This is a genomic window from Streptomyces fructofermentans, from assembly GCF_014651055.1.
Classification (GTDB): domain Bacteria; phylum Actinomycetota; class Actinomycetes; order Streptomycetales; family Streptomycetaceae; genus Streptomyces; species Streptomyces fructofermentans.
The window spans coordinates 54,853-78,170 of sequence record NZ_BMWD01000018.1 but is presented as its reverse complement, the minus strand read 5'-3'; the positions used below and the strand labels follow the sequence as shown (position 1 = coordinate 78,170).

Annotated in this window: 18 protein-coding genes; 2 read left to right on the top strand and 16 right to left on the bottom strand. The window is 73.6% G+C overall.

Annotated elements, in window-relative coordinates; translation table 11 throughout:
- Window positions 1-24: 24 nt before the first annotated feature.
- Window positions 25-1,494: an NCS2 family permease gene (locus tag IE265_RS23620; protein ID WP_190037659.1), complete on the bottom strand. Its 1,470-nt coding sequence runs from the start codon at window positions 1,492-1,494 to the stop codon at window positions 25-27.
- Window positions 1,495-1,768: 274 nt separating this feature from the next.
- Here IE265_RS23620 and IE265_RS23615 point away from each other — a divergent pair, with 274 nt between their 5' ends.
- The gene (locus IE265_RS23615; RefSeq protein ID WP_190037658.1) at window positions 1,769-2,335 is read left to right on the top strand and encodes a SigE family RNA polymerase sigma factor; all 567 of its coding nucleotides are present in this window, start codon (window positions 1,769-1,771) and stop codon (window positions 2,333-2,335) included.
- Window positions 2,332-3,153 carry a hypothetical protein gene (locus tag IE265_RS23610; RefSeq protein WP_190037657.1) on the top strand — a complete coding sequence of 274 codons (822 nt, stop codon included), beginning with the start codon at window positions 2,332-2,334 and terminating at the stop codon, window positions 3,151-3,153. Before IE265_RS23615 ends, IE265_RS23610 begins: the two co-directional genes overlap by 4 nt.
- A gap of 88 nt (window positions 3,154-3,241) precedes the next feature.
- On the opposite strand, the gene IE265_RS23605 is transcribed toward IE265_RS23610, so the two are convergent.
- From IE265_RS23605 to IE265_RS23535, 15 genes are all read right to left on the bottom strand, one after another.
- Window positions 3,242-4,348, bottom strand: coding sequence for a pectinesterase family protein (locus IE265_RS23605; protein ID WP_190037656.1), 1,107 nt, complete (start codon window positions 4,346-4,348; stop codon window positions 3,242-3,244).
- A 2-nt stretch (window positions 4,349-4,350) separates the two neighbouring features.
- The gene (locus IE265_RS23600; protein ID WP_190037655.1) at window positions 4,351-5,667 is read right to left on the bottom strand and encodes a pectate lyase family protein; all 1,317 of its coding nucleotides are present in this window, start codon (window positions 5,665-5,667) and stop codon (window positions 4,351-4,353) included.
- Window positions 5,668-5,783: 116 nt separating this feature from the next.
- Window positions 5,784-6,584, bottom strand: coding sequence for a rhamnogalacturonan acetylesterase (locus tag IE265_RS23595; RefSeq protein WP_190037654.1), 801 nt, complete (start codon window positions 6,582-6,584; stop codon window positions 5,784-5,786).
- A gap of 211 nt (window positions 6,585-6,795) precedes the next feature.
- The gene (locus IE265_RS23590; protein WP_190037653.1) at window positions 6,796-8,157 is read right to left on the bottom strand and encodes an ABC transporter substrate-binding protein; all 1,362 of its coding nucleotides are present in this window, start codon (window positions 8,155-8,157) and stop codon (window positions 6,796-6,798) included.
- A 172-nt stretch (window positions 8,158-8,329) separates the two neighbouring features.
- Window positions 8,330-9,928: a glycoside hydrolase family 43 protein gene (locus IE265_RS23585; RefSeq protein ID WP_190037753.1), complete on the bottom strand. Its 1,599-nt coding sequence runs from the start codon at window positions 9,926-9,928 to the stop codon at window positions 8,330-8,332.
- A gap of 8 nt (window positions 9,929-9,936) precedes the next feature.
- Window positions 9,937-10,779 carry a DUF6807 domain-containing protein gene (locus IE265_RS23580; RefSeq protein ID WP_373303001.1) on the bottom strand — a complete coding sequence of 281 codons (843 nt, stop codon included), beginning with the start codon at window positions 10,777-10,779 and terminating at the stop codon, window positions 9,937-9,939.
- Entirely contained in the window at window positions 10,776-11,942 is a 1,167-nt protein-coding gene (locus tag IE265_RS23575) for a Gfo/Idh/MocA family protein (RefSeq protein ID WP_190037651.1), read from the bottom strand. Before IE265_RS23575 ends, IE265_RS23580 begins: the two co-directional genes overlap by 4 nt.
- Window positions 11,939-12,841, bottom strand: coding sequence for a carbohydrate ABC transporter permease (locus IE265_RS23570; RefSeq protein ID WP_190037650.1), 903 nt, complete (start codon window positions 12,839-12,841; stop codon window positions 11,939-11,941). The genes IE265_RS23575 and IE265_RS23570 overlap by 4 nt, the downstream gene beginning before the upstream one ends.
- The gene (locus tag IE265_RS23565; RefSeq protein ID WP_190037649.1) at window positions 12,838-13,773 is read right to left on the bottom strand and encodes a carbohydrate ABC transporter permease; all 936 of its coding nucleotides are present in this window, start codon (window positions 13,771-13,773) and stop codon (window positions 12,838-12,840) included. Before IE265_RS23565 ends, IE265_RS23570 begins: the two co-directional genes overlap by 4 nt.
- Before the next feature lie 244 nt (window positions 13,774-14,017).
- Window positions 14,018-15,784, bottom strand: a complete 1,767-nt coding sequence (araD, locus tag IE265_RS23560; RefSeq protein WP_229916433.1) for an L-arabinonate dehydratase — start codon at window positions 15,782-15,784, stop codon at window positions 14,018-14,020.
- On the bottom strand, window positions 15,781-16,692 hold the full coding sequence (locus IE265_RS23555) for a dihydrodipicolinate synthase family protein (protein ID WP_190037648.1): 912 nt from the start codon (window positions 16,690-16,692) through the stop codon (window positions 15,781-15,783). The genes araD and IE265_RS23555 overlap by 4 nt, the downstream gene beginning before the upstream one ends.
- Window positions 16,689-17,345: a GntR family transcriptional regulator gene (locus tag IE265_RS23550; protein WP_190037647.1), complete on the bottom strand. Its 657-nt coding sequence runs from the start codon at window positions 17,343-17,345 to the stop codon at window positions 16,689-16,691. Before IE265_RS23550 ends, IE265_RS23555 begins: the two co-directional genes overlap by 4 nt.
- 150 nt (window positions 17,346-17,495) lie before the next feature.
- Window positions 17,496-18,248 (bottom strand): MBL fold metallo-hydrolase, encoded by a 753-nt coding sequence (locus IE265_RS23545; protein WP_190037646.1) that lies wholly within the window; start codon window positions 18,246-18,248, stop codon window positions 17,496-17,498.
- A 257-nt stretch (window positions 18,249-18,505) separates the two neighbouring features.
- On the bottom strand, window positions 18,506-21,670 hold the full coding sequence (locus IE265_RS23540; protein ID WP_190037645.1) for a hypothetical protein: 3,165 nt from the start codon (window positions 21,668-21,670) through the stop codon (window positions 18,506-18,508).
- Window positions 21,671-22,559: 889 nt separating this feature from the next.
- Window positions 22,560-23,165, bottom strand: coding sequence for a TIGR03086 family metal-binding protein (locus IE265_RS23535; protein WP_190037644.1), 606 nt, complete (start codon window positions 23,163-23,165; stop codon window positions 22,560-22,562).
- Between the last annotated feature and the right edge of the window lie 153 nt (window positions 23,166-23,318).

The following is a 23,318-nucleotide window of genomic DNA, read 5'->3' as shown; positions in this document are numbered from 1 at the left end:
CGGCCGGGCGCGGGGACCCTTCGCTCACTTCACGCCGAGGATCTGCTCGATCGGGTCGATCGCGAAGTAGACGAGGAACAGGGCCGACGCGCCCCAGAGCAGCCAGTGGACCTCCTTGGCCCGGCCGAGAACGGTCTTGATCAGGACGTGGGCGACGAAGCCGGCGCCGATGCCGTTGGTGATCGAGTAGGTGAACGGCATCACGGCGATCGTCAGGAAGGCCGGGATCGCGATCTCGTACTTGTCCCAGTCGATGTTCTTGACCTGGGTCATCATCAGGAAGCCGACGGCGACGAGCGCGGGCGCCGCCGCCTGGAGCGGGACGATGGTCAGCAGGGGGGTGAGGAAGAGGGCCAGCGCGAAGAGCCCGCCGGTCACCAGGTTCGCGAAGCCCGTGCGCGCGCCCTCGCCGACACCGGCGGCCGACTCGATGTACGAGGTCGAGGACGAGGCGGAGGCGGCACCGCCGGCGACCGCCGCGGCGCCGTCGATGAGCAGCACCCGGCCGAGGTTGGGGACCCTGCCCTCCTCGTCGAGCAGTCCGGCCTCGGCGCTGATGCCGACGACCGTGCCCATGGTGTCGAAGAAGTCCGACAGCACGAGCGTGAAGACGAGCAGGACGACGGTGACGGCACCGGCCTGGCCGAACGCGCCGAACAGGCTGAATCCGCCGAGCAGTCCGAAGTCCGGCGAGGCCACGATGTCGTCGGGCACCTTCGGCGTCGTCAGCCCCCAGCTCTTGACGTCCGCGAGCCCGTCGACGGCGATCGCGACGACGGTCATGGTCACGATGCTGATCAGGATCGCGCCCTTGACCTTGCGCGCGAGCAGGCCGACGGTCAGCAGGACGCCGAGGCAGAACACGAGCACGGGCCAGCCGGCCAGCGTTCCGGAGCCGCCGAGCTGCACCGGAACGGTCGTGTTGGCCGCGTCGGGTGTCCGGGTGACGAAGCCGGCGTCGACGAAGCCGATGAAGGCGATGAACAGGCCGATGCCGACGCTGATCGCCTGCTTGAGCGGCTGGGGTATCGCGTGCATGACGGCCTCGCGCAGGCCCGTCACCACGAGGACGCAGATCAGCAGCCCTTCGAGGACGATCAGGCCCATCGCGTCGTCCCAGCTCATCAGCGGGGCGATCTGGAAGGCGACGACGGCGTTGAGCCCGAGTCCGGCGGCGAGGGCGAGCGGCAGATTGCCGCCGATACCCATGATCACCGTCATGACGGCCGCCACCAGGGCGGTGGCGGTGACCAGTTGGGCGGGGTCGAGCTGCTCGCCGAACTTGTCCTTGGCGCTGCCCAGGATGATGGGGTTCAGGACGAGGATGTAGGCCATCGTGAAGAACGTGGCGAAGCCGCCGCGTACTTCGCGGCCGAAGGTGGAGCCCCTGTCCGAGATCCTGAAGAACCGGTCGACGGCGTTCGCCGGGGGCGGTTCGGTGTTGCGCCGGTCTGCCACGTCTCGTGTTTCCGGCGTACCTGATGTTTCGGGCATGGGGCCGCTCCTCGCTGCCTGCGTGTTCGGTGTGCGGATGCTGGCTGGATTGTTCCCCCGTGGAACGGGGTTCAGGTTTTCCCCGTGTTACGGAATCGGGTTCGGCCCGCCACACGATGTTCGAGGTGCTGTACGGGCGGCTGGTACTCTCCGGGTCCCGCCGCGGCAACTCCGGTCCCCCGCGGGCCGATCGCGGGGGCGGACCCACGGGGGAGCGCACACCGCACGGACCGTCAGGCGCACCACGCAGGAATCCGACAGGGAGAGGCCGCCCGTGGGCACTGCCGTCGACGACGACGACGCCTCGGAGTTCCACGAGTTCTTCGAGCGGCACCACGCCGAACTCGCCCGCCTGGCGCACCTGCTGACGGGTGAGCCGGACGCCGCCGACGATCTGGCGGCGGACGCCCTGCTCGCGCTCTGGCACCGCTGGGACCGGGTGCGCGCGGCCGACCACCCGGTGGCGTACGCCCGGGGCGTGGTCGCCAATCTGGCCCGCAGCAGGATTCGCAGCGCGGTGCGCGAGCGCCGCCGGACGACCCTGTTCTGGTCGCAGCGCGAGGACCGGGCCGAGAACCCGGACGTGCCCGGTGTGGTGGACGTCCAGGAGGCCCTGCGGCGGCTGCCGTTCCGCAAGCGGGCGTGCGTGGTGCTGCGGCACGCGTTCGACCTCTCGGAGAAGGAGACGGCGCTCGCCCTGGGCGTCTCGGTGGGCACGGTGAAGAGCCAGACGTCGAAGGGGATGGCCGAACTCCAGCGGCTGCTCGGCCCTCTGGAGGCGCCGCGGCGGATGAGCACGGCGGCGCTGCCCGCCGGCGGGGACGGAGGGGCACGACGATGACCGACGGGCACGGGGAGCTGCGGGCCCGGCTGCGGGACGCCGCCGCTTCGTACGACCCCGACCGCGCGCGCATACTGGCCCGCCTCGAACGCGGTAGGGCCGGGCCGCACGACGTCGGCCGGTCCGGCGCGCGGCGGCCGGCCGCCGGCTGGTTCCGGGTGGTCGCGGCGACGGCCGCGGTCGCGGGTGTGCTCGCGCTGGGCGGCTACGCGGTCGCGTCCGCGGTGCGGGGCGACGGCGGCGCGGACGGGACGGTCGCCGCCCCACCCGCGCCGGACCTGCCCGCGCGGGGCACGGCGCGGGGCGGCGCGCCCGGATCGCCGGACCCGGCCAAGTCCTCCCACCCGGCGGCGCGTTCGAACCCGCCCTCCTCCGCCGCCACCGGTCCCGTGGGGCCCGCCGCCACTCCCCCCGCGGCCGGCACGGGCAGCGAGGACGGCCCGCTGCGGTCGGACGGCTCGGTCGATCCGCACAGCAACGACTACTGGGCGCAGAGCGAGGTGACCCTGCGCACGGAGGAGCGGCTCACCGCGCTCACCGTCGTGCTCAGGGTCGGGCAGACCGGCGGTGTGACCCCGGCGGGCGCCTGGCGCTCGGCGCCCGAGGAGGACTTCACGCTCGACGTCGCCGAGCGGGACGGCTTCCTCGTCTACACCTGGGTCCTCAGGCCGGGCCGCACGGTGCGGCCGGGCGAGTGGGTGTTCGCGGGCCAGTACGACCACGACCGCGGCGGCCGTGACGCCGGGGGCGACCGGTACTGGGCCGGGGCCCGGGCGGGCGGCGAACAGCTCGGCGTGGCGGGGGACTTCACCCCCTAGGGCGCGCCGAACGGCACCCCGTCGGCGCGCGGAGCGTGGTGCGTGCCGCGCCCCGCTCCCGTCGCGGGCGCCCGCCCGGGCCGGCCCCTCAGGTCCGGCACTCGGGCCTCCAGTCCCCGAGGTACGTCCGCCGGGTGTGGTAGCCCGCCTGCTCGCGGGTGAGCTGCGGCCGGTTGTCCGGGACCGTGACGAGGGCTCCCGGGCCGGTGTTGCGGTACTCGGCGAAGCGCTGGTCCCGCCAGGGGTGGCCGGAGGCCATGTCGGTGTACGGCGCGACCGCGTCGATGCCGGCACCGAGGCGGGTCTCCCGCACGGTCAGCATCGGGCGGGCGGTGGGGTCCGAACCGGGCACCCAGGGACGGGCCAGCTTGTAGTGGGCGTCGGGCGCCCCGCTGGTCACGCGGCTGCGGGTGACGAGGTAGCCGCGCGGGTTGGCGACGGCCGTGGAGGGCGCGAAGACGAAGCCGTAGGGCGCCCCGGCCAGGTCCGTGCGCGGCAGCGTGCGGAAGTGGCAGTGCTCGTAGACGGCGGTGGCCCGGCCGAACACGAAGTCGACGTCGCCCTCGACATGGCAGTGCGCGTAGTACTGCCGGGCGAAGGTGCCGAGGGCCGCCGAGTCGGCGTACAGCGTGTCCTGGTGCCCGAGGAACCGGCAGTGGTGGAAGGCCGACCGGTCGCCCTGCACCTTGACGGCGACGGCCTGGGTGCCGGTGGTCCCGGGGTGGTCGGCGCGCAGCCAGTCGTTGGCGAACGTGAGGTGCCGGGCGGTGAACCCGTCGGCCTGCAGGGTCGTGGTGGCCGAGCCCGACGTGCCGTGGGTGCCGCCGCCCGGCTTCGGGGTGCCGTTGGCGTTATCGTACACGATGACGACGTCGTGCGGGTCCTCCGACGCCCCGAGCCAGGTCGTCTCCGTACGGGACGCGTCGAGCACGACCGTCTCGCGGTACGTGCCCGGGGCGATGACCAGGGTGCTCCCGCTGCCGCTCGCGGCGTCCACGGCGGCCTGGACGGTGGTGTGGTCGCCGAGGCCGCCGGGGTGGACGTACAGGGTCCGCCCGGTCAGCCGCGCGGACGGGGAGCCGTACCGGCCGAAGGGGCGCCTGCTGCGGGCGCCGGCCTGCGGGGAGTCGCCGAGCGCGAGCGCGGCCCCGAGGCTCGCGACGACGAAGGACCGCCTCCCGGCGGACGCGGGCATCGTCAGCGGACCTTTCCGGCGCCGGCGCCGCGGGCGACGATGCCGGGGACGGCCCGCGGCGGGTCGACCCGGGTGCGCAGGGACGGCGTCCAGCCGGCGCCCCGCTGAAGGGTCTCGGCCGGGATCTCCGCGTTGTGGACGGCGATCAGGTCGGTCGCCCGGCCGTTGACGTAGTTGTGCTCGGCGGTGAGCGGTGCCTCGCTCCACTTCTTGAGGATCTTCGCCGGGCTGACCGTGTCCGGCAGGGAGAAGGCGTTCTTCTCCGCGTGGAGCTGCGAGGAGGCGCCGACGCCGAAGGAGTAGCCGTACGGCTCCCCCTCGGTGACCACGTAGTGGTTGTTGTACGCGTCGACCTGGCCGAAGCGGACGCGCGGGGCGCGCTCCACCACGCTCTCGAAGCGGTTGTGGTGCAGGGTCACCTTGAGCCTGCCCGCGTCGGTGGCGCCCGCGCTGTCGCTGTTGCCGATCAGGATCGTCTTGTCGTGGTTCTCGAACGAGTTCCAGGACGCGGTGACGTGGTCCGCGCCGCGCACGATGTCGAGCAGTCCGTCGTGCTGCTGGTACTTCTCGCCGAAGTACGTCGGCAGCGTGCTGTCCGGGTGGCGCCCGTCGGTCAGGGTGTTGTGGTCCACCCACACGTGCGTCGAGCCGTACACGACCACCGCGTCGTACTCGGAGTTCCAGGCTCCGGTGGCGCCGTCCGTCGGGTCCCACTGCGGGTAGCAGTCGAGCGGGGCCTCGATGGTGAGGTTGCGCAGGATGACGTTGTCGACGCCCTTGATCTGGAGGCTGCCGCCCCTGATCGCGGCGCCGCGGCCGACACCGATGACGGTGGTGTTGGCGGGCACGTCGACCTTGATGGCCTCGTTCTGGCGGGCGGCGGAGGCCGCGCGCAGTCCCTCCGGGCTGTCGGCGGGCTCGGTGGAGAGGTCGGTGTCGAGGCCCCAGTTCTCCGGCGCGTACTTCTCCAGGTAGGCGCCGAAGTCGTAGCCGTCCGCGGCGAAGGCGGCGCAGCCCTCGGCGACCGGGTCGATGACGCCCTTGACCTTGACGATCTTCGGCGCGTCGCCGCCCGCCCGGAGCGCGGCCTTGAACCCGGCCCAGGTGGTGACGGTGGTGACGTGCGCGGCGTCGGCGGCGGCGCCGCCCGTGGTGCCGGTGCCCTGCGAGGCCCAGCCGTCGTGCGCGGCGAGGGTCTGGCGCCCGGGGTCGCGGCCGTGGGCCTGGGCCGCGGTGACGGCGGAGCACAGGACGAGGGCCGTGCAGCCGGCCAGGGACGTGGCAGTGAGGGCATGTGCATGCCAGGTATGCGTACGCATGGTGTGCGGGTTCCTTTCGGACGGGACGGGTGGCGCGCCCTCGTGGGCGCGGGGAACTGCGCGGACGGCGGCGGGACCCGGCGGCCGCGGGCCGGCCGGGGCGCGGGCCGGGGCGGCTACGCGGGCGGCCAGGTGATCCAGGACTCCGGCACCGGGTCGTCCAGGCGCCGCACGTCACGCGGGGCCAGCACCCGGCGGCGCCGCGACTCCCGCGCCACCAGCCGGGCCACGGCGACGGCGCCCGGCGGGTTGAAGTGGGTGTTGTCCTGCTCGGCCGGGGTCCAGTTGAAGTACTTCTTGGTCTCCTCGGCGCCGAGCCGCTGCCAGAGCGCGATCGACAGCGCCTGGACGTCGAGCAGCGCGACCCCCTCCTCCGCGGCGAGGGCCCGCATCGCCGCCGGGTACTCGCCGTGGGTGGCCACGGCGACTCCGTCGGCGTCGAACCTGCGGCGTTCCACGGGGGTCGCGAGCACGGGCCGCGCACCGTGGCCGCGGGCGCCGTCGACGTACTGGCGGAGGTGGTCCTGGTACGTCGTCCACGGTTCGGTGTGGCGCGTGGGGTCCGCGGACTTGGAGTCGTTGTGCCCGAACTGGACGAGCAGGAGGTCGCCCGGCCGGATCACGGCGAGGATCGCGTCGAGGCGCCCCTCGTCCACGAAGCTCTTCGAACTCCGGCCGTTCACAGCGTGGTTGACGACGTCGAGACGTTCGTGGACGAAGAACGGCAGGGCCGTCCCCCAGCCGGTCTCGGGTGCGGCGTCGGCGTACTTCCGGGCGGCGGTGGAGTCTCCGGCGATGTACAGGGTGCGTCTTCGCGGGCGCGTGCGCGGCGCGGCCGACGCGGGCCCCGTCGCCGCGACGGCGAGCGGTACGGCCGCCAGGGCCGCGGTGGTGGCCTGTCTGCGGGTGAGTGACACGGCGGTGCCTTTCCGTGCGGGGAATGGGGTGCCCCCGGGCCCGTCCGTGCGGGTGCCGGACGGGGCCGCGGAGTCCGTACCGTGCGTCGCGGGGCGGCGGACCTCGTGAGGGGTCACCGGACCGGCCCCGCGGTCCGCCCGCGCCTCCGACGGAGGGCCGGGCGGACCGGGTGGAGCACCGGGTGCGCCGGACGGGACGTCCGGCCGGGTGTCAGCCCTTCTGCTCGTTCCACTCCTTCTGGGCGGTGTCGAGCTGCTCGGCCAGGGTGCCCAGGAAGTCCTTCGCGCTCATCGAGCCGTTCATGACCTTCTGGAACGCGGGCTCGTTGTCCGTCTTGGAGATGGTGTTCCAGTCGGGCAGGTAGTACGGCAGCTGCACGATGGTGGTGGAGCCGTCGGTGAGCGCCTGGGCGGCGAGCTTCGTCGGCTCGGCCTCGGACACCCAGGAGTCGCCCGCCGCGTCCGTGTTCGACGGGACCTGGCCCGCGGACCGGTTGAACTTCGAGTTCTGCTCCTTGGAGGTGGCGAACTCGATGAACTTCCAGGCGGCGGCCTTGTTCTTGGAGCTCTTGAACAGGCCCAGGCCGTCGACGGGGTTGGAGACCTGCACCCGCTTGCCCCCGGGACCGGCGGGCTGCGGGATGCCGCGGAACTTGTCGGTGCCGAACGCCTTCACGTGGTCCTGGTAGGAGCCCAGGTTGTGGTTGAGCATGCCGATGGTGCCGGAGTCCCACTGGGCGACCATCTTGGTGAAGTCGTTGTTGAGGTCGGCTGCCGGGGTGACCTTCTTGTAGAGGCCCACGTACTTCTCCAGGGCCGCCACGTTCTTCGGGTCGTCGACCGTGGTCCGCTCGCCGGAGGCGTCCCAGAAGGAGGTGATGCCGGACTGCCCGTACATGGCGTCCAGGGCCTGGGCGATGGAGCCGGCTCCGCCGCGGATGGTGTACCCGAACGCGTTCTTGTCCTTGTCGGTGAGCTTGTCCGCGGCCTTGTAGAACGCGTCCCAGGTCGTCGGCTCGGCCAGGCCGGCCTTCTTGAACAGGTCGGTCCGGTAGTAGAGGACACCGTTGTTGGCCGAGGTGGGGATCGAGTAGAGCTTCTCGTCACCGCCGCCCGCGGCCCGCAGCGAGGCCACCATGTCCTTGTTGAGCCTGTCGTTCAGCGAGGACTTGCCGAGGCGGTCGTCGAGCGGCTCCAGCGCGTTCTGCGCGGCGAACCCGGCGAGCATGGCCGCGCCGACCCCGCCGACGTCCGGCAGGCCGCCGCCCTGGAGGGCGGTGTCGACCTTCGACTGGTACTCCGTGGCGGCGATCCCGACGTACTGCACGTCGATGTCGGGGTTGGCCTTCTCGAAGTCGGCGATGATCTCCTTCCAGATGTCGGTGCGGACACCGCCGTTGTTGTCCCAGAAGACGATCTTGCCCTTGCCGCTGCCGTCGGCCCCCTTGTCACCCGCTGCTCCGCTGCCGTCGTCACCGCAGGCGGTGGCGGTCAGCGCGAGCACGGCGCTCAGGGCGACGACGGCGGCCGGGCGACGCCCGCCTCTGCTGCTCCGGTGAATGCTGATCTTCATTGGTCGGCTCTCTTCTTCTGGATTCAACGAGGGTTGTGCCGCTGTGGAGTTGTGGGGGTCTGGGGCGGGCGTGCGGAGCCCGGGTGCCGGCGCCGGCGGGCCACCGGTCGGCAAGCGCTTGCTACGGAGGTGCGTCATTGCGGCTCCCAACAGGCGTACGAGTGGGGTGGCTTCAGTCGCCGGGCTCGGTGATGCGGAACTGCGTGAACGTGGCCGACCCCGCGTGGCCCGCGCCGCCCGGCGCGAGGGCGAAGAGGCCGAGCAGAGCACCGACCCAGCGCCACGGGGTGGCCGTGAACTCCCGGCCGGAGGGCCGCGGGCCGCTGCCGGCCGCGGAACCGGGCGCCCGCGGGCCGGCCGGCACCTCGTACGAGAAGCGGCAGCGCGCCCCGGACCCGATCTCGACCCGCAGCCGCACCCGCCCGTCGGGGACCGTCCGCGGATGCGCCGCGTCCCGCTCCCGGTCCGCCACGGGCTCGGCGAACCGGTGCACGAGGTGGACCGTCCCGTCCGCGCCGCGTTCGAGTCCGATCCAGCAGAACGCGTCACCCAGGACCGCGAGCCCGGCCCGCGCCCCCGGCTCCTCGGCGTCCAGCCGCAGTTCGACCTCGACCACGCAGGGGCTGCCCGGCAGCCGCTGGGTCAGCACGTGCGGCACCTTGCGCAGGTCGTGCGCGACGGCGCTGCGGACACAGGCCAGCCGCAGCCCGTCGCCGGAGTGCTGGGTCGCCCACCCGTCACGGGGGTTGGCGGTCCACTGCCACTGCCGGCCGAACCGTCCGCCGGGGAAGTCGTCGTCGGTGGCGGGCACGGACGCCGGCTGCCGCGGCAGCTCGGGTTTCGCGTGCACGGCGACGGGCGTGCCCCGGTCGCCCAGCACGGGCCAGCCGTCCGCGGCCCAGCTCATCGGCTGGAGGTGGACGACCCGCCCGTACGCGCCCCGCTCCTGGAAGTGCGCGAACCAGTGCTCGCCGGACGGCGTGCTCACCCAGCCGCCCTGGTGGGGCCCGTTGACCTCCGTGTCGCCCTGCTCCAGGACGACCCGCTCCTCGTACGGACCGAAGAAGTCGCGCGAGCGGAAGGCGCCCTGCCAGCCGGTCGCGACGCCGCCGGCCGGGGCGAAGATCCAGAACCAGCCGCCGTGCCGGTACAGCTTCGGCCCTTCGAGTGTGAACCAGCCCGGGATGCGGTCGCCGTCGACGATCACCTCGCCCTCGTCGAGCAGGCCCGTGGCGTCGGGGCGCATCCGGTGGCCGGTGAGCCGGTTCTTGACCCCGGAGCGCGACCGCGCCCAGGCGTGCACGAGGTACGCCTCGCCGGTCTCCTCGTCCCACAGCGGACAGGCGTCGATGAGCCCCTTGCCCGCCTTGATGAGGAGCGGGCGGGTCCAGGGGCCCCGGATCTCGGGGGCGTTGACCTGGAAGACGCCGTGGTCCGGGTCGCCCCAGAAGATCCAGAAGCGTTCGTCGTGCCGGCGCAGCGAGGGCGCCCAGACCCCGCAGTCGTGCCGGGGGACCGCGAACTCGGCGGCGGGCTCCAGGCGTTGCAGCGCGTGGCCGACGAGCGTCCAGTTGACCAGGTCGCGCGAGTGCAGCAGGGGCAGGCCGGGGACACGGCCGAAACTGGACGCGGTCAGGTAGAAGTCGTCGCCGACGCGGACGAGGTCGGGGTCGGACCAGTCCGCGTTCAGGACCGGATTGCGGTACGTGCCGTCGCCGAGGTCGGCGCCGAACGGGAGGCGGTCCGGGGAGCCCGCGGGACCGGTGCGCAGGGGCGTGCTCACGGGCTCACCGCCTTGCGGACCAGGGCCGCCGCCTCGTCACGGCCGAGACGGCCGTCGGCGACCACGGTGACCACCCGGCGGACCGTGGTCCCGCCGGACGGGATCGGCAGCCGCTCGGTGTGGGCGAGGGAGGAGCCGACGCCCGGGTACTCGGCGGTGCGCACGAACCACGGGTCGCGGCGCGTGGCTTCGGTGGCCCCGGCGAACACCAGCGTCCAGTCGGCGCCCGCGAGCGCGACCCAGTCGGCGCGCGTGCCGTGCACCGCGTCCTCGCCCTCGCTGCCGGCGGTGAACACCTCGGGGGCCCCGGCCTCCTTGCGGGCCCGCCAGAAGAACCCTCCGTAGGCCGCGCCGGGGCGCCCGTTCGTCGCGGGGCTGCCGATGGACAGCTCCTCCGGGGTGGTGTTGGTGAGCGAGAAGGTGAAGTCCAGCGCCCACGCGGTGTCGCCGAGTCCGGTCGCGGACACGGTCCGCCGCTCCCTCAGCAGTTCGCGGCCCGCGGCCACCCAGCGCAGCTCCTCCACGAAGCCGTCGGGGTCCCGCAGTTGGAACGCGGCGTGCCGCTGGGCACCGTGGTTGGCCAGCTCGGTCGGGCCCCGGTCGCGCACATAGGTGCGGCCGCCCCAGAAGTTGTGCCCCTCGACGTCGGGAACGGCGACACCGACGCCGAGGTGGTGGAGGTGGTCGGCGGGGCTCAGTTCGGTGACGGCCGCGCCGGCCAGGGTGGTGACGGGGTGGAGGTAGGGGCGGGGCGCCAGGTTCGGCGCCAGCTCGGGACGGACCGTGTAGCGGCCGACCGGACGGCCCGCGACACGCAGCACCAGCGACTCGGCGTTCACCGGCTGGTCACCTCCTTCGGGAGCGCCCATGCGGCGCCCAGCTCGGAGTAGAGGGCGAGGGTGTCGGCTGCGGCAGCGACGAGCCCGTCGACACCGCGCACGGCCCTGCGGTGCTCGCCGGGCACCCGGTACCAGGCGTCCCGGGGCAGGGCCACCGGGTCGGGGGCCTGCCGGACGGCCTCGACGACCCGCATGAACGCACCCGTCCCGTCCGGCGTGACGAGCAGCTCGGCGCGGCCCGCGAGGTGCTCGACCAGGTTCTCCAGCAGATCGGTCCGGCCGAAGCTCAGCTCCTCGGGGCCGTGTCCCGAGCGCTGGACGAGCACGCGGTCCTGCTTGTACCAGAAGGTGATCCGGCCGCTGGTGCCGTGCACCAGGACGTACGGCTCGCCGGGGTCCTCGGCGCACAGGGTCGCCGCGACCGTGACGCGTCCGCCGGACGCCGTGGTGACGCGGACGCAGGAGGTGTCGTCGGACTCGATGTCGTTGGCGCGCAGCAGTTCGGTCTCGATGCCGGCCACGTCCTCGGCGCGGGTGGCGCCGTCGAGCGCGAGGGCCGTGGCCACCGCGTGCGCCAGGGGGTTGGTCAGCGCGCCGTCGACCACGTCGGCCCCGTCCAGGCGGCGGCGTCCGGCCCAGGGGGCGCGGCGGTAGTACTCCTCGGCGCGTGCCCACGCCCCGGCGCCGCCGATCCCGGACACCTCGCCGATCGCACCCCGCGCGACCAGCTCGCGGATGGCGGGCACGGCGTGGGAGCCCAGCGACTGGAAGCCGACCTGGCAGGCCACCCCGGCCGCGGCGACGCCGTCCGCCATGCGGCGGAACTCGGCGTACGACGGCGCGGGCGGTTTCTCCAGCAGCAGGTGGACTCCCTGCGCCGCGGCCGTCAGCGCCAGGTCCGTGTGGGTGGGTATCGGTGTGCAGATCACGGCGACCGCCGCTCCGGTGGAGCGCAGCAGGGCCGCGAAGTCGGCGGACTGCTCGGGGAGTTCGGAGGGCGCCGGAAAGGCGTGCAGTTCCCGGGCGGTGAGCGGGGTGAGTTCGCAGACGCCCGCCAGGCGGACGACTCCCCCGTCCTGGAGCCGGCGGATGTTCTCCAGGTGCCAGCGGCCGTGGCCGCGGGCGCCGGCGAGCACGACGGGCAGAGGGGCGCGTGGGGTCATCCCTTCACCGCCCCGGCGCTGAAGCCCGTGATCAGCCACTTCTGGATGAAGGCGAAGACGATCACGACGGGAACGGCCGCGATGATGCCTCCCGCGGCGAGCGCGCCGAGGTCGACGCTGTCGGCGCTCATCAGGCTGTTGAGGCCGACGGGGATCGTCTGCTTGTCCTGGTTGCTGAGGAACATGAGCGCGAACAGGAAGTGGTTCCAGGAGTGCACGAAGGCGAAGGAGCCGACCGCGATCAGGCCGGGCCGCAGCAGGGGCAGCACCACGACGCGGAAGCCGCTGAACCGGTTGCAGCCGTCGACCCAGGCGGCCTCCTCCAGGGAGTACGGGACGTTCCGGATGAACCCGCTGATCAGGATCATCGACAGCGGCAGCTGGAACACCGTCTCGGCGATGATGACGCTGCCCAGCGAGTTGATCATCCGGAGTTCGGCGAAGATCTGGAACAGCGGGACCAGCAGCAGCGCCCCCGGTACGAACTGGGAGCAGAGCAGCGCCAGCATGAAGGCGCGCTTGATCCGGAAGTCGAAGCGGGCGAGCGCGTAGCCGCCGGCGAGTGCCACGACCGTCGTCATCAGGAGCGTGGCGAGTCCGACGAGGACGCTGTTCTCGAAGTAGGTGCCGAAGCTCCGCTCGTTCCAGACCTTCTCGAAGTGCTCGAAGGTCATCGGCCACGGCACGAGCGAGGTGGAACCGGGCTTGCGCAGGGCGAAGAGCAGGATCCAGTAGAAGGGGACGAGCGTGAACAGCAGGTAGATGCCGAGCGGGAGGTAGATCTGCCAGCGCGGGGCCTCGTCCCAGGCGCGGCGGCGCCTGCCGGGCCGCTGCGGTGGCTCGTCGGCCACCGGCGCGGGCGGCGGCGGAGCGACGGTCTCGACGTCCTTGGTGATCACTTGTCCCCACCTCCGAACTTGCTCAGCCGCAGATAGACGATCGAGCAGAAGAGCAGAATCACGAACGCCACGGTGGTCAGGGCCGACGCGTAGCCGAAGTTGTGCGCGTCGACGCTGGTGTTGGCGATGTAGAGCGGCAGTGTCGTCGTCTCCCCCGCGGGTCCGCCGCCGGTGAGGGTGTAGAGCAGGTCGACGTTGTTGAACTCCCACACGGCGCGCAGCAAGGTGGACAGGATGATCGCGTCCTTGAGGTGCGGCAGCGTGATGTGCACGAACTGCCGGAAGCGGCTCGCCCCGTCGACCTCGGCGGCCTCGTACAGGTCCTTCGAGACGGACTGGAGGTCGGCGAGGATGAGGATCGCGAAGAACGGCACTCCGCGCCACAGGTCGGCGACCACGGCCGCCGGGAAGACGGTCGAGGTGTCGGAGAGCCAGCTCGTCCCGTACTCCCCGATGCCCATGTCGGCGAGGTAACGGCTGATGCCCGTCTGGGAGTTGTAGAGCAGGACCCAGATCGCGGAGGTCAGCACGCCGGACACGGCCCAGGGCGAGAAGACCAGGGCGCGGCCGATCGAGCGGCCCACGAAGGTCTGGTTGACGATCAGTGCGAGCGCCAGGCCGAACATCAGCTGGAGTCCGACCTCGACGACGACCCACTTGCCGCTGAAGACCAGCGTGTCCCAGAACTGCGGGTCCTCGGTGAAGGCGTGGGTGAAGTTGCCGAAGCCCGCGAAGCCGTTCCGCCACGGCTTGGTGGGGTTGTAGTCCTGGAGGCTGTAGTAGAAGACGCTGAGTACCGGGTAGGCGATGAAGCCCAGCATCAGCAGTCCCGCCGGGGCGATCAGCAGATACGGGAGCCTGCGGGGCGTTGCCGAGCCACGGCGCCGCCGGGGTGGCGCGGGCTGTTTCGCCACGGCTGCGGCTTGGGCCATGACTGTTCTCCGTTCTCGGGGTGCGGGTGGTGCCGTGCGCTGGTCCGTTCGGTGGTGCGGTGCCGTGCTGCCGTGCCGGGCTCCGGGCCCTCGGCGGGGTCGCCGTGGTGCCGTCGTGCCGTGCTGCCGTCGTTCCGTCGTGCGGAACGCGCCCGGTGCAGGAAGCGCTTGCTTCGTGCGCGTACGGGGCCCAGTGGGCTTTGCCGTTCGGGTTCCGGCCCAGGAGCGCCGGACGTGCTCGTGCTCAGCCCGCGTAGGGGTCCTGCACCTTGCCCGGCCGTGCCAGGAAGGCGAAGTCGCAGCCGGTGTCGGCCTGGGTGATCTGGTCGTTGTAGAGCGCGCCGTAGCCGCGTTCGTAGCGTTCGGGAGGCGCGGTCCACTCCGCCCGGCGCCGCTCCAGTTCCGCGTCGTCCACATCGAGCCGGAGCGAGCGCGCCTCGACGTCGAGGGTGATCGTGTCGCCGGTGCGCACCAGGGCGAGGGGTCCGCCGACGTACGACTCGGGGGCGACGTGCAGGACGCACGCGCCGTAACTCGTGCCGCTCATCCGGGCGTCGGAGATCCGCACCATGTCCCGGACGCCCTGCTTGAGCAGATGGTCGGGGATCGGCAGCATCCCGTACTCCGGCATGCCCGGTCCGCCCTTGGGGCCGGCGTTGCGCAGCACCAGCACGGTGTCCGCGGTGATGCCCAGCTCCGGGTCGTTGATGGTGCGCTGCATGACCCGGTAGTCGTCGAACACGACAGCGGGACCGGTGTGCCGGAGCAGGTGCGGCTCGGCCGCGATGTGCTTGATCACCGCTCCGTCGGGGCAGAGGTTGCCCCGCAGTACCGCGACCCCGCCCTCGTCCGCGACGGGGTGGTGGCGCGGCCGGATCACGTCGTCGTCGTGCACGAGCACCCCGTCGAGCTGCTCGCGCAGCGTGTCGTACGAGACCGTGGGCCGGTCCAGGTGCAGCAGATCGGTGATCCGCGACAGGAACCCTGGCAGCCCGCCGGCGAAGTGGAAGTCCTCCATGAGGTACCTCCGGCCGCCGGGGCGCACGTTCGCGAGGACCGGCACCTTGCGGGCGACACGGTCGAAGTCGTCGAGGGTGAGCCGGACCCCGGCGCGTCCCGCCATGGCGATCAGGTGGATCACCGCGTTGGTGGAGCCGCCGAGGCCGAGGACCGTCGTCACCGCGTCCTCGAAGGCGTCCGCCGTGAGGATGTCGGACAGCTTCCGGTCCCTGCGCACGAGTTCGACGATCCGCAGGCCGGAGGCGGCGGCCATCCTGTCGTGCCCCGAGTCGACGGCCGGGATGCTGGACGCACCGGGCACCGTGACGCCCAGCGCCTCGGCCGCCGCGGTCAGCGTGGACGCCGTGCCCATGGTCATGCAGTGCCCGGGGGAACGCGCCAGCCCGCTCTCCAGCTCGGCCATCTCGCAGTCCCCGATGAGCCCGGCGCGCTTGTCGTCCCAGTACTTCCACATGTCGGTGCCCGAGCCGAGCACCTCGTTGCGCCAGTGGCCCGGCAGCATCGGCCCCGCGGGCACGAACACGGCCGGCAGGTCGACGGACGCGGCGCCCATGAGCAGCGCGGGCGTGGACTTGTCGCAACCACCCATCAGCACGGCCCCGTCCACCGGGTACGACCTCAGCAGTTCCTCGGTCTCCATCGCGAGCATGTTACGGTAGAGCATGGGGGTCGGCTTCTGGAAGGTCTCGCTGAGGGTGGAGACGGGGAACTCCAGCGGGAAGCCGCCGGCCTGCCACACGCCCCGCTTCACTGCCTGCGCGCGGTCCCGGAGATGGACATGGCAGGGGTTGATGTCGGACCAGGTGTTGAGGATGGCGATGACGGGCTTGCCGAGGTGCTCCTCGGGCAGGTAGCCGAGCTGCCGGGTGCGGGCGCGGTGACTGAACGAGCGCAGCCCCTCGGTGCCGTACCACTGGTGGCTGCGCAGCCGCCGGGGCCCGGCCGGTGTCCCGGCGGCGCCGCCCTGTTCGGCCGGTGCGGTGCCGGTCATGTCGACCACCCCCCGGCTATCGCGGCGATCTCGGCGCGCTCGGCCTCGGGAAGCTGCCTGCTCGGCGGGCGTACGTCGCGACGGCACAGGCCGAGTGAGGCCAGCGCCTCCTTGACGACGGTCACGTTGTTGGCCGAGGAGTTGGCTCCGCGCAGTTCCTCGAAGCGGCGGATCTGCTCCCAGACCTTCATGGCTCCCGCGTAGTCGCCCGACCGGAGTGCCTCGATCATGTTCAGCGAGACGGCGGGGGCGACGTTCACCAGGCCCGAGGTGAACCCGGTCGCCCCCGCGGAGAAGTACGAGGGCGCGTAAGGCTCCGCGAGTCCGGCCACCCACACGAAGCGTTCGAGCCCCGCGTCACGGGCGAACGCGGCGAAGCGGGCCGCGTCCGGCACGGCGTACTTCACACCGATGACATTGGGGCAGTCGTCCGCGAGTTCGGCCAGCCGGGCGCCTGCGAGCGACGGGTTGCGGATGTACGGGACGACGCCGAGTTCGGGCACCGCCCGGGCGATCGCGCGGTGGTAGTCGACCCAGCCGCCCTCCGACACGTACGGGTGGACGGGCTGGTGGACCATCACCATCTGCGCGCCCTGCTCGCGGGCGTGGCGCGCGGAGGCGACGGCGGTCGGCACGTCGTGCCCGACCCCGACCAGGACGGTCGCCCGGCCGCCCGTCTCCTCGATCGTCAACTCGGTGACCGTGCGCCGCTCTTCGGGGCTCAGCGCGTAGAACTCACCGGTGTTCCCGTTGGGCGTGAGGATGCGTACGCCGCCGTCGAGCACCCGGCGCAGCAGCGAGCGGTGGACGTCCCGGTCGATGGTGCCGTCCTCGGCGAACGGGGTCACGGGGATCGCCACCACGTCGGCGAGGGCGGCCCGCTGGGCCTCGAACGTGGTCGTGGTCATTCCGGTTCACCCTTTCCCTGGGCCTCGGGGAAGGCCCGTTGCACGAACGAGGCGATGTGCGAGTGCAGGGCCCGCGCCGCGCCGTCCGCGTCCCCGTCGAGGGCGAGCCGGAGGATCTCCCGGTGCTCGGTGGCCTCGCGCTCCCAGGACGGGTCGGCGGCCCAGGCGACGGCGGAGACCAGGGCCGCCTGGTCGCGGACCTCGTCGAGCATCCGGCCCAGCAGCGGGTTGCCGCAGGAGACGTACAGCGAGCGGTGGAACTCCCGGTTGGCGAGGGAGCGTTGGGCGGTGTCGGTGGCGCCGTCCGCCCGTTCGAGGGCCACGCGCGCCGTGTCGAGGGAGGCGCCGCGGGTCACGGAGCGCCGCAGCGCCTCCGGCTCCAGGAGCAGCCGCACGTCGTACACCTCGCGCGCCATGTCCGCGTCCACCATGCGCACCGTGACGCCCTTGTACTGGTTCATCACGACGAGCCCGGTGCCGGCCAGGGTCTTCAACGCCTCGCGCACGGGCGTCTTGGACACCCCGAACTGCGCGGCGAGTTCGGTCTCGACCAGAGCCTGTCCCGGGGTCAACTGCCCGGTGAGGATGCGGTTCTTGATCCCTTCCAGCACGAACTGCGTGCGGGACGGGATCGGGATGGGCACAGAGGTCATGCGCGCCTCTCGGATCTCACATATCGCGTCTCATATATGACGTACGAAGTACGACGCGACGAAGGTAGGAGCGCGCCTGTGTTTCGTCAACGCTTCTCACAAAAGAAGTCGGCCGACGTCCGGCGGACCCGTCCGTGCGGCGGACCCGTCTCAGACGGTCCGTACGTCGCCCTCGCGCGCCGTGGACGCGCGGCCCCCAAAGGCCGCGGCGGCACGGTCCGTGGCCGCCTCGGGCGTGAGGGTGGGGCCGACGTGTGTGACGAGCAGTTCCCCTGCCCGGGCCTCGCGGGCGTACGCCCCGGCGTCCTCCGGGGTCAGATGGACCTGTTCGCCTTCGCGATGCCGGTCGATGTCCGCCTCGCAGAGGAACAGGTCGGCGTCCCGGGCGAGTTCGGCGAGCGGCTCGCACGGTCCGGTGTCCCCCGAGTACGCGAGGACCTTGCCTCCGCACTCGGCACGCAGGCCGTACGCCTCGGTGTCGTGGACGACGGCGCGGCTGGTCAGCACGAGCCCGCCGAGCCGTGCCTCGTGCCCGTCCTCCAGGGTCCTGAACTCGACGAACGGGTCGAGGAATCCGGTGTCCGACCGCCCGAGGAACCCCGCGATCCGCCGCCCGCAGCCGGCGGGCGCGTACACCGCGACGGGTTCGGCCGGGGTGAGTCCGCCGTACGCGAGGCCGTACACGGCGGCCAGGAGGTCCGCGCAGTGGTCGGCGTGCAGATGCGAGATCCAGATCGCGGTCAGCCGCGCCGGGTCCGTGTGCCGCTGCAACTCGGCGAACGTGCCGGGCCCCGCGTCCACCCACACCTCGGCGCCGCCGCCGCTCACCAGGTACCCGGAACAGGGACGCCCGGGCCGGGGGTGCGGGGAGGCCGTGCCGAGCGTGGTGAGGGTCAGGGGCATGCGGGGAGCCTACGGGGGCGGATCCGGCCCCGGGCGGGACCCGGGCGGGAACGGCAAGCGGCGTGCGGGGCCGAGGGGTTGGGAGCGGCCCCGATGGGTGGGGAGGGGCGGGGCCGGTGGGTGAGGGGGCGGCCCCGGCCGTCCTGACCCGGCCGGGGCCGCCGACGGCCGCGGGCCACCGCGCCCTCCCAGGAGCACGGTCGGCCCGCGGCGCGCTTCGTACGGCGCGCTTCGTACGGCGCGCTTCGTACGGCGCGTCAGAGGTTCGCGACCTCCACGGGTGTCAGGCCGTACCGCGGCGCGAGGTCGTTCCACAGACCGGCGAACTCCTCCTTCGCCTCCCCCGCCGCCTCGTCGTGCGCACCCGCGTACTGGGACTCGCCGACCGCGCCGTGGTTCGGGCATCCGTTCAGCGGGTCGGGCGTCATGTCGTCGACGATCCGGGACGCCCACTCGGCATAGTCCCGGTCGGCGTCCGCCGAGGCCGTCCAGGCCCGCGACAGCGCCTCCAGCGCCGGGAGCAGGTCGCTCTCCGCCTGCGGAACGAGCAGGTCGAGACGCCGTACGAGATCGTCGCGGCGGGTCGCCACGACCAGCAGGTCGTCACGGGCGTCCCGGACCGAGCCCACGCCGTTCCAGCAGTGCTTGGCCGCGGTGACGGCCTTCTGCACCCGGCCGCGCATGGGGCTGTTCTCCCCCAGCAGGCGCTCCACCTCGGCGGGAACGTCCTCCGGCGCCACCCCCGTCCCGGTGGGCGACGCCCCGGGGCCGGACGGACCGGTCGACGGCACGTCGGGGCTCCCGGAGGGGGCGGAGGGGGCCGGCGCGGGGGTTCCGGAGCCCGCGGGGGCGGCGGGCGCCGTCCGGGCCGCGTGCGGCTTCGACCCCGACCGGTCGGAGGTCAGCCACATCGCGCCCGCGGTGACGCCTCCGGCGACGACCGCGCTGGCCACGACGGTCGCGATGACGGCACCCCAGTGGGGGGTACGGCGCCCCGGCCGGGGCTCGGTCGGGGGCGCCGCGAGGAGCACGGGACCGTCCTGCGGCGGCACGGCGGCCGGGCGGGCCGGGGCCGTGACGGTGTCGAGCCGGTCGGCCCCCGCCGCACGCACGGCCCCGGCCGGGCCCGGCGCGGGCGGCACCGGGGCGGTCCGGTCCGCGGGGACACCCGTACGCGGCTCGGCGGCGGAAGCCGGCTCGGAGGCGGCGGGAGTCCCCTGCGCGGACGACTCGCCGTGCTCAAGCCCGGTGACGGCGGACCCGTCGGCGCCGGACCCGGAGTCCGACTCGGACTCGGACTCGGCGTCAGCCCCGGACTCGGCCCCGACCTCGGACCCGGGGACGGCCACGGACCCGGACTCGGGAACAGCCACGGACCCGGCCCCGGACTCGGCATCGCCGTCACCGTCAGCCCCGGACCCGGAGTCGGACTCCGCGTCAGCCCCTGCACCGGACACGGACTCCGTGTCGGCCTCCGCCCCGGACCCGGGCTCGGACCCGGGCTCGGGCTCGGACCCGGACCCGCCCTCGGCGCCAGACCGGGACCCGGGCTCCGCATCGGGATCGACGTCTGAATCGGCCCCGGACACCGAACCGGTGCCGAACACCGCATCGGCAGGGGCGTCGGCCCCGGCTCCCGCGACCGGCGGGACCGGCGGGACCGGCGGGACCGCAGGAGCCTCCAGGACCGCAAGAGCCACAGGGACCGCAGGAGCCACAGGGACCGCGGGCACCGCATGGACCGGCAGGTCCGGCAGGTCCGGCAGGTCCGGCACGGTGAGCGCCCCCGGCGACCCGTCGCCGGCCACGGCGTCGACGCCCGGCCCCGCCGGCCGCGCGTCGACCGGAACGGCAGCCGGGACGAAAGCCGGACCGGCCGGTGCGGACACGAGCCGCGTGAGGAAGCGACGGAGGACCGCCGCGCGTACCGGCAGTCCGCCGGCGCCCGTCCACCCGAGCCTCCGGGCCGCCGCGGGCACCCCGAAGGCGCCGACGGCAGCCCACACCGCGGCCGCGAACAGCGCGGCGGGGAAGGCGAGTCCGGCCTCGGCCGTACCGGCGTCGGATCGCAGGCCGTGGAGGTCCAGTTCCCAGGACAGGAACCCCGCGCCGTCGGCGCCGAGGGACATCTCGGCCGCGGCTCCCGCCGCGAGCACCGACAGCAGGAAGCCGGCGACGAAACACACCGCGGCGCGCACGGCGGCTGCCCGGCCCCCCTCGCCCAGGACGCGAAGGCCGAGCAGCAGGACGGCCGCCACACCGAGCAGCAGGGACGCCCAGAGCCCCGCGCCGAGGCCATGCGGCTCGAACAGGGAGAGGGCCACCGTGCCGCCGGGAACCTCGCCGCCCGACGACCGGAACCCGGGGAAGGCACCCCCGGCGGTCAGCTCGGCAGGGGCTCCCCAGCCGACTCCGAGCGCGGTCACGCCGAGGTTGGGGGCGAGGAGCAGCGCCGGTACGAGCGCCTGGGCGCCGTTCCGCGAGACCAGCAGGACCACGACCACGACGCCGGCCAGAGCGACGGGCACGGCGAGGGAGACGGCCGCGTGCCGGGCCGCCCGGAGCCAGCCGCGCACTTCCGGCCGACGGAGCGCGGACTCGGGGGCGGGCGAACCGCACAACGTGGGCAGGAGCACCCCGGAGGCCAGCAGCAGGCTCCAGCAGGCCGCGCTCCACACGGAGCACGTCAGGGTCAGCGTCACGTGGCGCGAGAGGCCCCCGGTCGGCTGGAGGACGGACCCGCCGGCCGTCGCCGCCAGGAGTACGACCCCGAGCACGGTCAGCAGGACCGTGCGCACGGCGAGCGGGACGGCTCCGTCGGCGGACGCCCGCCCGGCGCCGGCCGCGCGGCGGACGCGCTCCCGCAGGGCGCCGCACCACAGGGCACCGGCCCACAGCAGCGTCGCCCCGAGCGGCAGCAGGGAGAGTTCGGCCGACACCATCGGGGTCAGGCTGTCCTGATCCGTGACCGCGAGACCCGGACTCGCGCCGACCGCGGACAGGACGAGGACGAGTCCTGCGGTGAACCTGTCGGCGAAACCGCCGCCCAGTCCCTCCGCGGACCCGGCGACGAGAAGCGCCAGCAGGAGCAGGAGGGCGGTCGGCGGGGCGGCGACACGGGCGGGCGTGACCCAGTCGCCGCTCAGCGTTCGCGCGAGCGCCTCGCGCACCAGGTGGCCCGTCAACGGCGCGGGCGGGCCGGGGGCGGGGCCCTGAGCGGGCACGGGCGGGAGGCCGGCAGCCGCGTGGACGTGCCCCGTCGCCTCCGGCGCGCCCGTGGCCGCGGGCGGCGAGGCGGGCAGGGGCGGGGGCGCCACCGGGGGCGGACCCGGGGGCGTGGCGACGACGGCCTGGCCGCACGAGGCGCAGAAGCGCGCCTCGCCGGGCAGTCGGCCGCCGCAGTGGGCGCAGAAGGCAGGCATGGATTCCCTCGGTGGAAAGGAGGTGCGTACGACCTCCCGCCGGACGGGCGGAAGGCGGAGGCCGAATGGCAGCCCGAAGCGGCGCCGGGTGGAGAAGAAGGGGGTGGAGAAAGGGGAATTCGGCGCGTCCGGGAAGCACTCGTGACATGTGGAATCGACGTACGCGCGGACGTACGTGGAGTGACGTGCGGGAAAGCGGGCGCCGCTCAACGGCGGGCGGCGCCGGGGACGCGGGGACGGACCGTGGCGCCCCAGGCGGCGGCCGCGGGTGCCGGGCGCGTCACGCCCGCCCGGCGCCCTCGGGCGGGGCGGGGAGCGCGGCCGTCGATAACGTTGTCGCGCGGACAGTGCAGGTCGTCAAGGGTTCTCTCAGGAGTGGACCGGCTGGTGTGCCGGGCGGCCGGACGCGAAGGGCTGCCTCAAGGCGTGGCCTTGCGGCATCTCGAATCGCGCACGCCGGCGGGTTGCCGACGCGGGTGGGGACCGACCTGAGAAGCCACCCACATGTGAAGATCATGTGAGGAGGATGTGCACATGGATATCAGGGCCCGCTACGGCGATCAAGGGTTGACTTCCAGGTACTTGTAATGCACATGCGTCACCGGGTCGCCATCGGGCGCGCACGCCGTTCCCCGTGCCGCGGGCACCTGGCCGGGAATGCGCGCCAACTCGCGCTTTCACCGGGCGACTTCGTCGAAAGAGGTCGCCGGAGCGCCACTCCCGGCCCCCGTTCGGCACAAGCCCGCCGGGGCCGGAGTCCGTCACCCCGGCCCCGGCCCACTCCCGGCCTCCGGTCCCACTCCGGTCCCACTCCTGCCGACCCCGGCCCCCGGCCCCACTCATGCCCATGGCCTCCGGCCCCCGGCAGCGCGCCCGGGGTCGCGTCCGCTCAGCTCCCGGCGGTCCACCCCGGATTCCGTCCGCTCAGCCCGATCACCCGGTCCAGCAGGGGCGCGTCCTCGGGGACGGCCACGACGGGCCCGAAGATGGCGTCCCGGGACGGATCGCCGACGGACGGCGCGAGCATCCCGTGGGCCACCCGGAGAGCAGCCTCGTCGGGGGCGTAGGGCAGGCCCGTGGCGCGGGCCAGGTCCCAGCCGTGGACCACCAGCTCGTCGGCTGCGACCATGCCCGCCACGGCGCCGGGCAGGTCCACGCCGCCCGCCCGGGTCTCGCCGGTCCAGGCGGACGGGTCGCGCCAGGTCTCGGCCAGCTCGCCGAGCGCTTCGGGAAGCCGGTCGCGCCAGTCGGGAGCCACATCGGGCAGCCGGGCGTCGGGGGCGGTGTCCGTCGCGGGTCCGAGGTCCTTGCGCCCCGCGTCCCGGAAGGCGCCGGACAGTCCCAGCAGATGCCCCAGCAGGTGGCGCACGGCGTACTCCGGGCAGGGGGTCGGGGCGTCCAGCTGGTCGTCGCGCACGCCTTCGGCCAGGCGGGCCACGACCAGGGCCTGCGGCCCCAGGTCGAGTGCGGTCGGCACGGTGTCGTCGGCGCCCATCGGGCGGCTCCTCTCGTCGGTGGGGCTCCGGGAGTCCGGGGCCCCGGGCGGCCTCCGCGGCCCTCGGGCCCGTCGGAGTCCTCCAGGTATGGACCGCCGGTCGTAGGGAAACTCATCGCCGCCGCCCCCGCGAACGCGGCCCGGGGGTCTGGT

Bases quoted from the DNA above. Each gene is read 5' to 3' on its own strand.
- IE265_RS23590 (WP_190037653.1), bottom strand. From the start codon at position 8,157: ATGAAGATCAGCATTCACCGGAGCAGCAGAGGCGGGCGTCGCCCGGCC.
- IE265_RS23610 (WP_190037657.1), top strand. From the start codon at position 2,332: ATGACCGACGGGCACGGGGAGCTGCGGGCCCGGCTGCGGGACGCCGCC.
- IE265_RS23565 (WP_190037649.1), bottom strand. From the start codon at position 13,773: ATGGCCCAAGCCGCAGCCGTGGCGAAACAGCCCGCGCCACCCCGGCGG.
- IE265_RS23620 (WP_190037659.1), bottom strand. From the start codon at position 1,494: ATGCCCGAAACATCAGGTACGCCGGAAACACGAGACGTGGCAGACCGG.
- IE265_RS23535 (WP_190037644.1), bottom strand. From the start codon at position 23,165: ATGGGCGCCGACGACACCGTGCCGACCGCACTCGACCTGGGGCCGCAG.
- IE265_RS23600 (WP_190037655.1), bottom strand. From the start codon at position 5,667: ATGCGTACGCATACCTGGCATGCACATGCCCTCACTGCCACGTCCCTG.
- IE265_RS23605 (WP_190037656.1), bottom strand. From the start codon at position 4,348: ATGCCCGCGTCCGCCGGGAGGCGGTCCTTCGTCGTCGCGAGCCTCGGG.
- IE265_RS23545 (WP_190037646.1), bottom strand. From the start codon at position 18,248: ATGCCCCTGACCCTCACCACGCTCGGCACGGCCTCCCCGCACCCCCGG.
- araD (WP_229916433.1), bottom strand. From the start codon at position 15,784: ATGACCGGCACCGCACCGGCCGAACAGGGCGGCGCCGCCGGGACACCG.
- IE265_RS23575 (WP_190037651.1), bottom strand. From the start codon at position 11,942: ATGACCCCACGCGCCCCTCTGCCCGTCGTGCTCGCCGGCGCCCGCGGC.
- IE265_RS23555 (WP_190037648.1), bottom strand. From the start codon at position 16,692: ATGACCACGACCACGTTCGAGGCCCAGCGGGCCGCCCTCGCCGACGTG.
- IE265_RS23550 (WP_190037647.1), bottom strand. From the start codon at position 17,345: ATGACCTCTGTGCCCATCCCGATCCCGTCCCGCACGCAGTTCGTGCTG.
- IE265_RS23540 (WP_190037645.1), bottom strand. From the start codon at position 21,670: ATGCCTGCCTTCTGCGCCCACTGCGGCGGCCGACTGCCCGGCGAGGCG.